Origin of the sequence: Lysinibacillus sp. fls2-241-R2A-57, from assembly GCF_030209535.1 — a bacterium.
In the GTDB taxonomy this organism is placed as follows: Bacteria; Bacillota; Bacilli; order Bacillales_A; family Planococcaceae; genus Lysinibacillus.
Genome location: NZ_JARVRU010000180.1, coordinates 18,537 through 32,779, shown reverse-complemented (window position 1 = coordinate 32,779; position 14,243 = coordinate 18,537). Strand labels below are relative to the sequence as shown.

At 35.9% G+C, this 14,243-nt stretch carries 11 protein-coding genes; all 11 read left to right on the top strand.

Annotated features, from left to right (window positions below; translation table 11 throughout):
* Positions 1–237 precede the first annotated feature (237 nt).
* The 11 genes from QRN68_RS23105 (at position 238) to QRN68_RS23055 (ending at position 14,239) form a co-directional block, all read left to right on the top strand.
* On the top strand, positions 238–1,698 hold the full coding sequence (locus QRN68_RS23105; RefSeq protein WP_285399489.1) for a M23 family metallopeptidase: 1,461 nt from the start codon (positions 238–240) through the stop codon (positions 1,696–1,698).
* 246 nt (positions 1,699–1,944) lie between these two features.
* Positions 1,945–2,658 carry a response regulator YycF gene (gene yycF / locus QRN68_RS23100; protein WP_285399487.1) on the top strand — a complete coding sequence of 238 codons (714 nt, stop codon included), beginning with the start codon at positions 1,945–1,947 and terminating at the stop codon, positions 2,656–2,658.
* Between the two features lie 6 nt (positions 2,659–2,664).
* Positions 2,665–4,530: a cell wall metabolism sensor histidine kinase WalK gene (walK, locus tag QRN68_RS23095; RefSeq protein ID WP_285399486.1), complete on the top strand. Its 1,866-nt coding sequence runs from the start codon at positions 2,665–2,667 to the stop codon at positions 4,528–4,530.
* Positions 4,527–5,849, top strand: a complete 1,323-nt coding sequence (locus QRN68_RS23090; protein ID WP_285399485.1) for a YycH family regulatory protein — start codon at positions 4,527–4,529, stop codon at positions 5,847–5,849. The genes walK and QRN68_RS23090 overlap by 4 nt, the downstream gene beginning before the upstream one ends.
* Complete coding sequence (locus QRN68_RS23085) at positions 5,836–6,657, top strand: two-component system regulatory protein YycI (protein WP_285399484.1); 822 nt, start codon at positions 5,836–5,838, stop codon at positions 6,655–6,657. Before QRN68_RS23090 ends, QRN68_RS23085 begins: the two co-directional genes overlap by 14 nt.
* Entirely contained in the window at positions 6,657–7,445 is a 789-nt protein-coding gene (locus tag QRN68_RS23080) for an MBL fold metallo-hydrolase (RefSeq protein ID WP_285399491.1), read from the top strand. The genes QRN68_RS23085 and QRN68_RS23080 overlap by 1 nt, the downstream gene beginning before the upstream one ends.
* 163 nt (positions 7,446–7,608) lie before the next feature.
* The gene (locus tag QRN68_RS23075) at positions 7,609–8,901 is read left to right on the top strand and encodes a S1C family serine protease (RefSeq protein WP_285399483.1); all 1,293 of its coding nucleotides are present in this window, start codon (positions 7,609–7,611) and stop codon (positions 8,899–8,901) included.
* Positions 8,902–9,321: 420 nt separating this feature from the next.
* A complete protein-coding gene (locus tag QRN68_RS23070) occupies positions 9,322–9,486 on the top strand; it encodes a CxxH/CxxC protein (RefSeq protein ID WP_285399482.1) in 165 nt (54 codons plus the stop codon).
* Between the two features lie 90 nt (positions 9,487–9,576).
* Positions 9,577–10,056, top strand: a complete 480-nt coding sequence (gene rlmH, locus QRN68_RS23065; RefSeq protein WP_285399480.1) for a 23S rRNA (pseudouridine(1915)-N(3))-methyltransferase RlmH — start codon at positions 9,577–9,579, stop codon at positions 10,054–10,056.
* 319 nt (positions 10,057–10,375) lie between these two features.
* A complete protein-coding gene (locus QRN68_RS23060) occupies positions 10,376–11,623 on the top strand; it encodes a TerD family protein (protein ID WP_285399479.1) in 1,248 nt (415 codons plus the stop codon).
* Between the two features lie 456 nt (positions 11,624–12,079).
* On the top strand, positions 12,080–14,239 hold the full coding sequence (locus tag QRN68_RS23055; protein ID WP_285399478.1) for an alkaline phosphatase PhoX: 2,160 nt from the start codon (positions 12,080–12,082) through the stop codon (positions 14,237–14,239).
* Positions 14,240–14,243 lie beyond the last annotated feature (4 nt).

Sequence of the window (14,243 nt, the reverse complement as noted above, 5' to 3'; positions counted from 1 at the left end):
AGCAACAAAGCGCCCAGTCGGAACGGAAATCAACCACACGTTTTGGTGAAGAGCCCGGTTATTTGAAACTTCAAAAAATAGGAATTATGTAACAGTTTGTAGATAAATAATACATTTACATTACAAAAAGATGAAAATATCCAAACCGTATTTTCTTTATGGTACAGTATAGTGGTGCAAAAAATCCTTGTGGGTAATTAATCCTATGAAAGGTTAAAGTTGGAAGGAGCTTTATTGATGAGTTCGTTTTGGTCTAGAGAAGAAAAAAATAGTAGATTCACTTACAATCTTTCTTCAATTAAAAAGGTATCCATTATTACAGTTTTAATGACAAGTTTAACGTTTAATGTAGGTTTTGCAAAAGAAAATCATAAAGAAGATTTACATAAAATTTATCACGTTTACGTTGGAAATAAATATATTGGTGCGGTCTCTAATGAGAAAGCTGTTCAAGAAATCATTGCATCAAAGGAAAAAGAGGCAAGTCAAAAATACAAAGAGTTATCTATCGATGCTAGTTCATCTGTTAAAATAATCCCAGAGCAAGTGTTTAGTGATGAAACGAAAGATGCAGAGGTTTTGGCAGAGATTGAGCAATCTTTAGTAGCTCAATCTCCAGCTTTCACATTATTCGTAGATCAAAAGCCTGTAGTTTCTTTAAAGGATGCAAAAGCCTATGAAGATACTATTCGTATGCTAAAGCTACAATATGTTTCTCAGCAAGAGTTAAATGGTTTATATGCTAACAAGCAATCTACGAATATGCCACCTTTACAAACTGGAGAAACGCGCCTTTTAGATGTTTCTATTAAACAGGGAGTTTCAGGTGCAGCACAAAAAGTAGCCCCGAGTGCTATTGTGACGCCTGAGGAAGCTGTGAAATATTTAATGACAGGTTCTCGCGAGCAAGAAACATATAAAGTTCAATCAGGCGATGTTCTTGGCTCAGTTGCCAAAAAACATGGCTTAACAACAGCTGAGCTATTAGCATTAAATCCTGGCATCACGGTTGATACAGTTTTACAAATCGGACAAGCATTAAACGTAACAGTCGCTAAACCATTTGTAACACTTGAAGTAAAGCAGGAAAAGAAAGTTACTGATGAAATTCCGTTTAAGAAAATTGTTAAAGAAGATCCGACGATGTATAAAGGTGAAAAAGTAATTAAACAACAAGGCGTTAATGGAAAAAAAGAAACATCTTATTTATTAACGTCTGAAAATGGGACTCGTACATCCAAAGTGGCATTAGAAGAAAAAATCATACAACAGTCAGTTGATGAAATTGAAGTAGTTGGTACGAAGGTGATTTCTTCTCGTGGTACGGGTGAATTTGTGTGGCCAACAGTAGGTGGCTATATTTCAAGTGAGATGGGTCAACGTTGGGGCGAATTCCATCGTGGTATTGATATTGCCCGTCCTAGTAACTATAATATTTTAGCTTCAGACAATGGTGTTGTAGTCGCAGCTGGTTCTTCAGGTAGCTATGGTAATCGTATCGTTATTAACCATAATAATGGTTATACAACGCTATACGGACACCTATCTTCAATTAATGTTAAAGTAGGACAAGTAGTAGAAAAAGGCTCTGTTATAGGTATTATGGGATCTACTGGAAATTCAACAGGTACACATTTACACTTTGAAGTTGAGAAAGATGGTTCTTTAGTAAATCCATTATCTTATGTAAGTCAGTAATCCATTAGAATAGAAGGCAGTCCAAAATAGGGCTGCCTTTTTGTATAGCTCTTATAAAATCTAAGTTATTTCCCGAGAAATATTTGTCGAAATATAGTTCAATACACTTTCGTATAATGTCTTTGAATTTAGAATAATGCATAGAAGCTAAAAGCATGGTAGAGTTAAGAGTAGTGACTTTAATTAATAAATACACTCTAATACACTTAGTTAAAAAATAGATAAATAGCGAAAGGGAGAAAATAGATGGACAAAACAATTTTAGTTGTTGACGATGAAAAACCAATCGCAGATATTTTACAGTTTAATTTGATAAAAGAAGGCTACAAAGTTATTTGTGCTTATGATGGAGATGAAGCACTAGAGAAGGTTGAGGAAGAGCAACCAGATTTAATGCTTTTAGATATAATGTTACCAAAGCGTGATGGGATGGAAGTTTGTAGAGAAATACGCAAAAAATATGATTTTCCTATTATTATGCTAACAGCAAAAGGCTCTGAGATTGATAAAGTATTAGGATTAGAAATGGGCGCAGACGATTATGTGACAAAGCCATTTAGTACACGTGAGCTTATTGCACGTGTAAAGGCAAATATGCGTCGCTTACAAGTGGTAGCTCCTGCTGCCGAAGAGGCTCAAGAAGAGTCCAATGAAATTGTAGTAGGCTCTCTTGTTATTCAGCCTGATGCTTACTTAGTATTGAAACGTGATGAGTCAATCGAATTAACACATAGGGAGTTTGAGTTATTACATTACTTAGGTAAACATATTGGACAAGTAATGACACGTGAGCATTTACTGCAAACTGTGTGGGGCTATGATTATTTCGGCGATGTACGAACAGTAGATGTAACAATTCGTCGTTTACGTGAAAAAATAGAGGATAACCCTAGTCATCCAGCTTGGATTGTAACTCGCCGTGGTGTAGGATATTATTTACGAAATCCTGAACAGGAGTAAAAAGGAATGCAGAAAGTAAGCTTCTTTAAATCAATTCATGTCAAGTTAGTACTAATCTATATTTTATTAATCCTGCTAGCTTTGCAAATAATTGGGATTTATTTCGCGCGTGAATTAGAGAACAATTTAAAAACCAATTTCCGAGATTCTATTTTTCAACGTGTCGATTTGATGGAATATAGCATTCGCGAAGAAATCTTAAAAGAACGCGATGAAACTATGCCATCTCTTGAAGAAAGCTTGAAAACAATCGTAATGGAGTTTTCTGAAGGATTAAAGGATGTTTCTAATGGAGATATTTTAGAAATACGCGTCATCGATACTAGACAACGTATTCGGGCCACATCTGAGATAGACAATCAAAATTTGATTGGACAGCGCTCGAATAATGATCTCGTACGCCGTGCAATCTCTGCAGAAACATTATTTGAAAACATCAAACTTGATAGTAAAACAGGAAATCGAGTGTGGGTGTTAGCTTCGCCAATTCGAGATGGTGCAGGTCCCGATGATGAAATCGTTGGGGTACTCTACATTGAAGCAGATATTGAATCTGTTTTCGAACAGGTGAATGACATTAATCGTATTTTCCTCGGTGGAACGGCAGTGTCCTTAGTGGTTACTATCTTTTTAGGGATTTTAGTGGCTCGAACAATTACACAGCCAATTGCAGATATGCGTAAGCAAGCACAGGCGATGGCAAAAGGAAACTATTCACGAAAAGTACGAGTTTACGGTACAGATGAGATAGGACAGCTTGCTATAACCTTTAATCATTTGACGAATCGCTTGCAGGAGGCGCAATCGACTACAGAGGCAGAGCGTCGAAAACTCGATTCGGTCCTTAGTAATATGACGGATGGGGTTATTGCAACAGATCGAAAAGGGCGCATCATTCTTATTAATGATCCAGCACTAGAACTACTGCATATTTCAAGAGATATTACAGTAGGTCGTCCGATTGCATCTGTTTTAGGCATTGACCAAGAGTATAGTTTTGAGGATTTAATTCATATGAATGATGCGGTGAATTTAAATTTCAGTACAGCAGACGCACCGTATATTTTACGTGCTAATTTCTCTGTTATTCAAAAAGAAACAGGTTTTATTAATGGTTTAATTACCGTACTGCACGATATTACTGAGCAGGAAAAGATAGAGATGGATCGTCGAGAATTTGTATCGAATGTATCACATGAATTACGGACACCATTAACGACGATGCGCAGTTATTTAGAGGCGTTAGCAGATGGTGCATGGAAAGATGAAAACATTGCTCCGACATTTTTGAATGTCACACAAACAGAGACAGAGCGTATGATCCGCTTAGTAAATGATTTATTGCAGTTATCACGTATGGATAGTGCAGATTATGAGTTGAATAAAGATATTGTTCTATTCCATTCATTCTTTAACCGTATTATCGATCGTTTTGAAATGTCTAAATCAGACAAAGTGATGTTTGAACGTTTATTCCCAGAGGCATCTTATTATGTAGAAATTGATACTGATAAGGTGACACAGGTTATCGATAATATCATTTCCAACGCTATTAAATATTCACCAGATGGAGGCAATATTCGCTTTGGCTTTACAGCGCAGGGGAATATGCTAAAGGTTATGATTTCTGATGATGGTATGGGAATTCCTAAGGAAAATGTGGTACGTATTTTTGAGCGTTTTTATCGTGTGGATCGTGCCCGAGCTCGTTCTATGGGAGGCACAGGTCTAGGGTTAGCTATTGCCAGGGAAATGATTGAAGCTCATGGTGGTAAAATATGGGCTGAAAGTGAGGAAGGTCAAGGAACAACGGTTTTCTTCACATTACCACTTGATTTAGATGATTTTGACGAGGCAGGTGAGTGGGAATGAAATATATAGAACCTGTTAAATCAGTTGTATTATTCCTACTCGTTTTGCTAAGTGTAGTTTTAACCTTTATGAATTGGACATACACGCCAGATTATAAAGTTATTGAAAAAACTGAGGAAAAAGAAATCCAAATTGGGCCACAAAAAAAAATGGAGGATGTAATTCGTCCTTATAAGGCTATTTACCGTTTTGATAAGGAATTTACCGGAACTATATCTAATAATGCAATGGAAGATATTATGAAATCATTTGTAGGTTGGAATGTAGATTTAGTGCGCGATAATAATAACCTTACAGCCGACTCTATAAACGAGATGATTCGTACTAATAATTGCATGACTATCTTTTTTGCTGGTGAAATTCCTTACTCTGCCTTTAGCTCAATTTTTCAGTTTGCTGATAAGGAGCTACCTGAAACAACCTTTAATCGTATGATTATAGATTGGAGTAATTATAATAACAAAGAATTACAGTTGTTTTTCATTAGTAGCAATAATGAAACATTGATGCGTTCACATGTTAGTCTACAAAATGCTAACCAATTTGTACGGAATATTATTGAGCCAGCGAAAACATACGGCTCTTTTAAAGAAGTGGAGCGTGATCGTTTTACTTCACTTTATATTCCTAACGATAAAGTTGAATCCACTAAATATACGTATTTTATCAACGAGAAATCACCAGATGTTTTTAAAGATGTATTATTTACAGAACCAAACGTTGTTCAGCGTACTGATGAAAGTCCAAACTCTGTAAAATATCAAGATGGTATGTCACTGATGACGGTTGATAAGAATTTAAAATCATTGATCTTTGTTTATCCTACTGCAGAAAGTAGTGTAATAATTGAACCTTCTAAGCTCTTGACGGATAGTTTTGAATTTATCAATGAACACGGAGGTTTTACAGCTGATTATCGCTATGTATCGACAAGTACAAATAATAATCAATTAGATTATCAGCTATATTTACATGGATTACCTGTGTTTAGTGATCAGGCTATGAATCGAATTACAACTGTTTGGGGAGATAATCGTATTTTCCGCTACAAACGTCCATACTATTCCTTAGATTTAGATATTCCATCCGAAAAGGAGATTAAAGAACTGTCATCAGGATCGGAAATCGTTGAAAAGATTAAAAAACTTAATAACATTGTATTATCAGACTTAGATGATATTGTGGTGGGTTATTATTTAACTCAAAATAAAAATAAAGAAACTATGACATTAGAACCGTGCTGGTTTGCTATTCGTAACGGTGTATGGACGAATCTGACGCCTGAAACATTAGGAGGTGTCAAAAATGGATTGGAATAGAACAAAATCTATTTTCATATTCGTTTTTTTAATCTTAAATATCTTCTTGTATTGGGTGTATTTAGATCGCTATACTGAAGCGCAGAGCGTAGAGATACCTGGTGAAAAAACAATAGAAGCCCGTTTAAAAGAGGATAATATTACGTATGGTTCACTGCCAAATAGTAATGAATTTGTTGTTTATATTACGGGCGAAGTGCATAAATTTCCAAATGCTGATTTAACCAATAGCAATAGGCAAGAAAATATTACAAAAAATGATACACATTTACATGTTGATTTTGCAAAGCCTGTGAAATTACGAAATAATGATGATACAAGCATTACAGAGTTTGTCCATGCAAACGTTAAAGAAGGAGATTCCTATGCCTTATGGAAGGTAGATCATGAGCAACGAGTTGCGATTTTCTTCCAGAAAAAAGGGAATCGAATGTTCTATTACAATGAGAGTGCCTTATTAAAAGTACAATGGAATGCAGACAACGAAGTTACAATGTATGATCAAACGATGCTTGATAATATTGAAGAAATGGAGAAACAGGAAACGGTCATACCACCACTTCAAATTATCCAGACACTTTATAATAAAAACCTACTAAAGCCAGAATCGCGTATTACGCAAATGAAGTTAGGTTACTCGACAAAAGGTTATTTCACGGAAACGCAAGTGTTTGTACCAACATGGGAAGTAAAAGTGAAGTTAGATGGAGAAACAGAAGAATATTTTGTCAATGCTAGTGAAGGTAATGTTATTGAAATCCAAGGAGACAAGCAAGAGGGCGAAGAGGAAGACTGGGGAGTTGAATGATGCAATTTAGTGTTTTAGCAAGTGGTAGTACAGGCAATTCGATTTATGTAGAGAATGATGATCATGCATTTATTGTCGATGCGGGTCTCAGCGGCAAAAAGATGGAGCAACTATTTACAAAAATCGACCGCAATATGAAACAGCTAAGTGGTATTTTCGTTACACATGAGCATAGTGATCATATTAAAGGGATAGGTGTATTGGCACGAAAATATAATGTACCTATTTATGCCAACAACAAAACATGGCAAGCGATGGATGGGCTTGTTGGTGATATACCTTTAGAGCAACGTTTTGAATTTGAAATGGATACAGTCAAGCATTTTGGTTCATTAGCTGTTGAATCCTTTGCCGTATCACATGATGCCGCAGATCCAATGTTTTATAGCTTTCATGAAAATGGGCGCAAGCTTGTTGTTATTACGGATACAGGCTATGTCAGCGACCGTATGAAGGGTATCATTCGAGGTGCTGATTCCTTCGTATTTGAAAGTAATCACGATGTCAATATGCTGCAAATGGGACGCTACCCATGGTCAATAAAACGTCGTATTTTAAGTGATGTAGGGCACGTTTCAAATGAGGATGCAGCTATTGCAATGAGTGAGGTCGTATTTGAAAAACCAACAAATATTTATTTATCACATTTAAGTAAGGATAATAACATGAAAGAGCTTGCGCGCATGAGTGTTACACAAACTTTGCAATCCTGCGGCATTATTGTCGGAGAGTATTTAAATTTATTTGATACAGAAGCGGAAGAACCGACGAAATTAGTCACAGTTTAAAAAAATGAATCTTTAATGAGGCTGTACAAAAGCATTTTATAGAAATGCTTTTGTACAGCTATTTTTTATACCCATTTTATTTATTTTTCATCTGATTTTAATGTTTGAATCGTAATATTAGGGTAACAACTAACAAATACTAATAAGTGAAAGGATGAGGACAATGAGTAATTTTCAAGATGATGATAAAAACAGTGATTTTCTAAATAACGATGAAATACAGAAATCACCTCTTCAGGAGAGACTCGAACGAGAGGAGCGAGAAATGCAAGAGAAGCGTCATAAAAAGAAAGGCCGTGGCGGAGGTAAGGGTGGTTATTTATTTACCGGCTTTATCGGTGTCATCATAGGCGCTCTACTCGTTTGGCTCATGTTACCTGGACTTGTAAATCAAATGCCAGGTTCAAGCGCCACAGGTAAGAATGAAACAAACATTAATCAAGTTGCAACAGAAGTAACAACTGATGTTACGAAAGCGGTAGACAAGACTTCAGGGGCTGTTGTAGGGATTACTAATATTCAAGAAGTGACAAGCGGTGGACTTTGGAATCCTCCATCTACAACAGACAAACCTGCTGGAAGCGGCTCAGGTGTTATTTATAAAGTACAAGGTGATAAAGCCTTTATCGTGACAAATAACCATGTTATTGAAGGTGCAAAACAGTTAGAGGTAACAATGCCAGATGGAACGAAAGAAGTAGCACAATTAGTTGGTCGTGATATTTGGACAGACTTAGCGGTTATTTCAATCAGTTCTAAAGATGTTAAAACGGTTGCGAAATTCGGTAACTCAGATGTACTAAAACAAGGTGAAACAGTAATCGCAATTGGTAACCCACTTGGCTTAGAATTCTATGGCTCTGTTACAACAGGTGTTGTTTCTGGTAAGGACCGTTCTGTACCGGTTGACATAAATAGTGATGGCACAGTAGATTGGCAACAAGAAGTATTACAAACAGACGCAGCAATCAACCCTGGTAATAGTGGTGGAGCACTTGTTAACCTTGCTGGTGATTTAGTCGGCATTAACTCAATGAAAATCGCTGAATCCTCTGTTGAGGGTCTAGGCTTCTCAATTCCAATTAACTCAGCAATTCCAATTATCGAGGAATTAGAGAAAAATGGTGAAATGAACCGTCCAACAATGGGTATTTCATTCGTAGACTTAACGGATGTACCGTCATTCTACCAACAAGAAACGTTAAAATTGCCAAAAGACATTACAACAGGTGTTGTTATCACAGATGTTGTGAATGACTCACCAGCATCAAAAGCAGGCGCGCAACAGTACGATGTTATTGTTGAAATGGATGGCAAAAAAATCGAAACAGCAATCGATTTACGCAAACATTTATATAACAACAAAAAAATTGGTGATAAATTAACGATGAAAGTATATCGTCAAGGTAAATTAGTAGACCTATCGCTAACATTAACAAATAGCAATTCATTGTAAATTAAAAATCAGTGGGGATTATGGAATCCTCACTGATTTTTTGTGGAATAAAAAGTTTTGGATGACATTTGTTAAAAAACGTATGCCATGTATATAAGTTGATCTTCGTTATGGCTGGACGCCTCCAGGAAGCTTTGCTCTGTGCGAAAGCGGAAAAGCGCCCAGTCGGAACGGAAATCAACCCCACATTATGGTGATGAATAAAAAATATTCGGAAGCAGTTGAATGAATTATTAAGAATGATTTAGAAAATATTGTGGATAACTAGAAAATTGTGAATAATAACATTACACCAACGAATAGCGATAGAAAGCCTATCTTCCATACTCGCTTGTCCTTTGTTACAATAGACTGTGGATAACATAGACCAAATTGTGAATAAGTTTGTGGAAATTTAGAAAAATAAGAAGAGGTGTAAAAATGGAAAAATACAGCTGTCAAAACCATATAGATCACGCTTTAGACATGTTTGTGGCTGAGCAAAAAGAGTTCCCAATTATGGATAAAGTCGAAGAGGATAAAAAGTTATCCACAAAATGTAACTACTGTGAACAGCCTGCAGAATATATTGTATCAAGTAAATAACTTTACACAATATATAGGAATGCCATGTGGATATGTTGATAACTTTTGTGGATAAGTTGTTTGTAAATGAATTGTAAAGGTGGATAACGTGTGAATATAACGATTGTATCAGTCGGAAAACTAAAAGAAAAGTACTTAAAAATGGGTATTGATGAATATGTAAAACGTCTAGGTGGCTATGCAAAAATGGATGTAATCGAGGTACCAGATGAAAAAGCACCTGAGCAACTAAGCGATGCCGAAATGGAAATCGTTAAGAAAAAAGAGGGTGAACGTATTCTATCTAAAATCGGCCCAGATACATACGTTATCGCCCTAGCCATTAATGGCAAAATGAAAACCTCTGAACAAATGGCGGCAGATCTTGAATCCCTCATGACCTACGGCAAAAGCAAAATCGCGTTCGTTATTGGCGGCTCCCTTGGTTTACATGATGATGTTTTGAAACGAGCTGATGAACAGCAATCATTTGGAAAGATGACATTACCGCATCAGCTAATGAAGCTTGTATTGGTGGAGCAGGTTTATAGAAGTTTTAGGATTATGAAGGGTGAACCGTATCATAAGTAAGTGAGGTTTTTTGAAAAACAGAGACAGCACTATTCCATTATGTGTAGATGGTGCTGTTTTTGGTAAACGATATTATAAATTTGAATGGTAGTCAGTTTCAATTCAGCTTTTAATTCATGATCTTGTCATTCTTTTCATGGAATGGACCTTGATAGTATAAGTTTGAAGAATTAAGTTTAGAAATAGAACATGAAAAATATGTATCGAAACAAGATAATCTTGATTTGCAGAAGGTTAGCAAAAGGCTATAAGAGGATTTGTAGTGATTTATAAAAAATTGTTATGTGATAAATGGATAGAGGAGTAGGGAGTGATTTAAATGAATCAATTTCTTCAGATGGGAGAAAATGCAGTTTTAAGTTCTCCAAAAGGCAATGTTACTGTTAGCTACGAAATTTCTAATTCGATAGATATTTCCTTAACAGCTTTCCTTTTGACTGATTCAGACAAGGTACAAGGAGATAGCGGGATTATATTTTATAATCAACCAAAGAGCCCTTCTGGTGTAGCTACGCTTATACCAACTGAGCAAGTAGGTAATACAAAAGTACATAAAATTAATTTTGATATGAGTAAAGTCCCGGAAGGTATTACTAAAATAGCGATCACTCTTACAGAGGATAATAGCACGGGATTTTCAAACGTAAAGAATTTAAAGGCCGAGATAAGTACCGATAATACGATTATCCAATTAACCCCATCTAGTTTCACAAATGAAAATGGAATCGTAGTATTAGAATTATATCTAAGGAATGGTCAGACAAAGGCAAGATCAATCTGGCGTGGATTTGATTCTGGGCTTGAAGGGTTATGTAGAAATTACGGAGTTGAGGTTGAAAATGATGAGCAAAACAAGCCTTCTGAACCTAAAACTATTCAAAAACAAATATCAGTAGAACCTGATAAGACTCTAACTGTTTCTGAAAATAAATATAAACAAAACACGTTGCCATCGATAAGCCTTGAAAAGGTAAAAGGGAAGATAAGTCTCGATAAAGGTCAAAAGCCAGTTATCATTGATAAAACACCAGAAATTACTGCTACGGTATCTTGGAAGACTGGGACAGATTATGATATATATGCCTTAGTCTATACAAAGAATGGAAAGCAGATAGATGTAGCTATGTTTGGGGCGAAAGGAACACCTCCCCTCAGAAGTTTTGGCAACGGGGCAGTGGAACATATGGGGGATATTAGGGGGAATAATCGATCAACTAAGACAGAAGTAATTAAATTAAGGTTAAATAATGATATTCTAGCAGTTGTTCCTGTGGTATATTCTGCCCAGTCAAATGGAACAGGCTCCTTCTACAGATACAAAGTGTCCATGAGTATAGATAATCATAATGGAACCTCCGTTACCATAGTCGCCAAGAATGCAAATAATAATGATAGAATCTATTCCTGTGTCCCCGGAATCCTTCATAATACGCACGATGGAGTTATTATAAGTCCATTAGAGCTTTATAGTACACCGAACTCAGAGCGTAGACCTAAACTTAAGATGGGGTCCTCAAATATGGTAGAAGTTATAATGGATAAAGGACCAATAAATGATTACAAGTAGACTAGAATTATATAAAATTTGAAAATAAAGTAGCTAGACAGATAGACCTTTGATCGTTATATGTCATGTGTCTAGCTTCCTTAATATATCCCATCTTTTTTAATGTTAAGTATATAATGCATTTTTCCTTCGTAAATGTAAAATACAAAAGTTGTTTATAGAGAGGAAACCGCACTTACGTTAGTCGCGGTGAACCGTATCATAAGTAAATGAGTTTTTTGAAAAACGAAAGACAGCATCATTCCATTACGTGTGGATGGTGCTGTTTTTGGTAAATAATCAGCTTCAATCCAGCTTTTAATTCATGATCTTGTTATTCTTTTCATGGAATGTTACAAAAAAGAGCCCCTAGTAATTTCAAATATTTATAAATAATAAAAATAAAATTAACAGTAAATTAACATTCATATAGTTTAATAGAATTGTACATAAGGAATCTACTAGGGGGATTATTAGATGATTAATAACAAACTTGTGAAAAAAGGTGCTACTTTAGCACTTGCTCTAGCTATTACAGTTCCAGCTTTAGCACCGGCAGCAGTGAATGCTCAGGAAAATATAAAAATAGAGTCTGTTAAATTTAATGGAATGAAAGCACCATCTACTATTGAAGAAATGGTAAAAACGTATACAACCGCAACAGTTGACGTGAAATATAGCAATGGAGAAGTAAAAACATTTCCGTTGTCCTACAACTACCTATTTAAATCGGAAGATAAAGTAGCAACTGTTAAAGGGGAAAAAATCCCTGCAGGTACACCAATTGATGTAAACGGAAATCCAATTAAGGATCCAAGCAGCACAGACGGGGAATATTTTGTTTCCGATGCTCCGGATTCAAACAGCTTAATGCTACCTATTAATGGAAAACTTTATATGGTTACACATTATGAATATCAAACTATTGATGCTGCTGGTAAATCAGCATACGGTTTAGTTCCTGCATCTATGTCTTTAACTGAGTTGGAACAGGACAAAAAAACAGGTGAATTGAAACCTGCAAAAGTAGAAAAAATTGATTTTTCAGCAGTAAATGGACTTTGGATTCCATGTAACGGATCATTATCTCCTTGGAATACACATTTAGGTTCTGAAGAGTACGAACCAGATGCTCGACTTTTCTTAGATCCAACTTCGAAAGTAAGAAGTCAAGTTGAAACATTCTCTCAATTCTATTTTGGAGATAAAGCAAAGGCTAATCCTTATTTCTATGGATACACTCCTGAAATTACAGTAGAAGAGAACGGGGAAACATCAGTTGTAAAGCATTATAGTACAGGACGCATCTCTCATGAGTTAGCGAAAGTCATGCCGGATAACAAAACTGTTTTTTACGGGGATGATGGCGGTAATACAGGAATGTTTATGTATGTGGCCGACGAAGCAAAAGATTTATCATCAGGTACATTATATGCAGCTAAATTTAAACAAACTGGTGTTGAAAACGGTGGTTCTGGAGATTTAGAATGGATTAATTTAGGACATGCAACCGATAAAGAAGTGAAAGATATTATTGATAGCGGCATTACATTCAATGATATTTTTGAAACTTCAGATGCGCCTAAAGAAGGTTTTACAGCTATTAAAACATACTCAAATGAAGGGAAAGTTGAGTATTTAAAACTTAAACCTGGCAAAGAAAAAGCAGCGGCTTTCCTAGAAACTCGCCGTTACGCTGCCATTCTTGGTGCGACTACAGAATTTAACAAAATGGAAGGTCTAGCACTTAACGAAAAGGATAAGAAAGTATATATTGCAATTTCCGATCAAAGTAAGGCTATGGAAAAAGATTCAACAGGAAAGGACCCAGCAGACCATATTCAATTACCGAAAATTAAAGCTGGTGTAACGTATCAATTAGATTTGCAAGGTGGTCAAAAGGATAGCGAAGGAAATGCTATTAATAGCTCTTATGTAGCACCATCAATGTCTGGATTAGTTGTTGGTGAAGATTTAAAAGAAGCTGATTCATTTGGAAACACTGCAAATGTAGATAAAGTAGCTAGTCCAGATAACTTAAGTTACTCTGAATCAATGAGAACACTCTTTATTGGTGAAGATAGTGGAGCGCATACAAATAACTTCGTTTGGGCATATAATGTTGATACGAAAGAATTAGATCGTGTCTTATCTGTTCCAGCAGGAGCGGAATCAACTGGATTATTCGCTGCGGATGACCGCAATGGATTCTCATACATTTTCAGTAATTTCCAGCATCCAGGTGATGAAGTAGAAGCTAAGTCAATTACAGCTGTTAATAAAGATGAATTACTTAAAGCTGTTGACGAACAAATTGGTATTAACAAAACAGGTGGTATTGGTTATATCTCTGGTCTGCCTTCTTTAACAAATATGCCAGAATTCACTGCATCTGATGTTCTTAAAGTAGATAAAGTAACAGCAAAATCTAAATCAGTTACAGGTACAACTGAAAAAGATGCTACTGTTCAAGTCTATAATGGGAAAATATTATTAGGGGAAGCAAAAGCAAATTCAAAAGGGAAATTCACTGTGAAGATTAAAGCCCAAAAAGCAGGCACAAGCCTAACTGTTGAGGCTAAAGACACGGCTGGAAACAAAATTGAATCAACAGTCATAGAAGTTAATTCTAAATAATAAA

Bases quoted from the DNA above. Each gene is read 5' to 3' on its own strand.
- QRN68_RS23105 (WP_285399489.1), top strand. From the start codon at position 238: ATGAGTTCGTTTTGGTCTAGAGAAGAAAAAAATAGTAGATTCACTTAC.
- yycF (WP_285399487.1), top strand. From the start codon at position 1,945: ATGGACAAAACAATTTTAGTTGTTGACGATGAAAAACCAATCGCAGAT.
- walK (WP_285399486.1), top strand. From the start codon at position 2,665: ATGCAGAAAGTAAGCTTCTTTAAATCAATTCATGTCAAGTTAGTACTA.
- QRN68_RS23090 (WP_285399485.1), top strand. From the start codon at position 4,527: ATGAAATATATAGAACCTGTTAAATCAGTTGTATTATTCCTACTCGTT.
- QRN68_RS23085 (WP_285399484.1), top strand. From the start codon at position 5,836: ATGGATTGGAATAGAACAAAATCTATTTTCATATTCGTTTTTTTAATC.
- QRN68_RS23080 (WP_285399491.1), top strand. From the start codon at position 6,657: ATGCAATTTAGTGTTTTAGCAAGTGGTAGTACAGGCAATTCGATTTAT.
- QRN68_RS23075 (WP_285399483.1), top strand. From the start codon at position 7,609: ATGAGTAATTTTCAAGATGATGATAAAAACAGTGATTTTCTAAATAAC.
- QRN68_RS23070 (WP_285399482.1), top strand. From the start codon at position 9,322: ATGGAAAAATACAGCTGTCAAAACCATATAGATCACGCTTTAGACATG.
- QRN68_RS23060 (WP_285399479.1), top strand. From the start codon at position 10,376: ATGAATCAATTTCTTCAGATGGGAGAAAATGCAGTTTTAAGTTCTCCA.
- QRN68_RS23055 (WP_285399478.1), top strand. From the start codon at position 12,080: ATGATTAATAACAAACTTGTGAAAAAAGGTGCTACTTTAGCACTTGCT.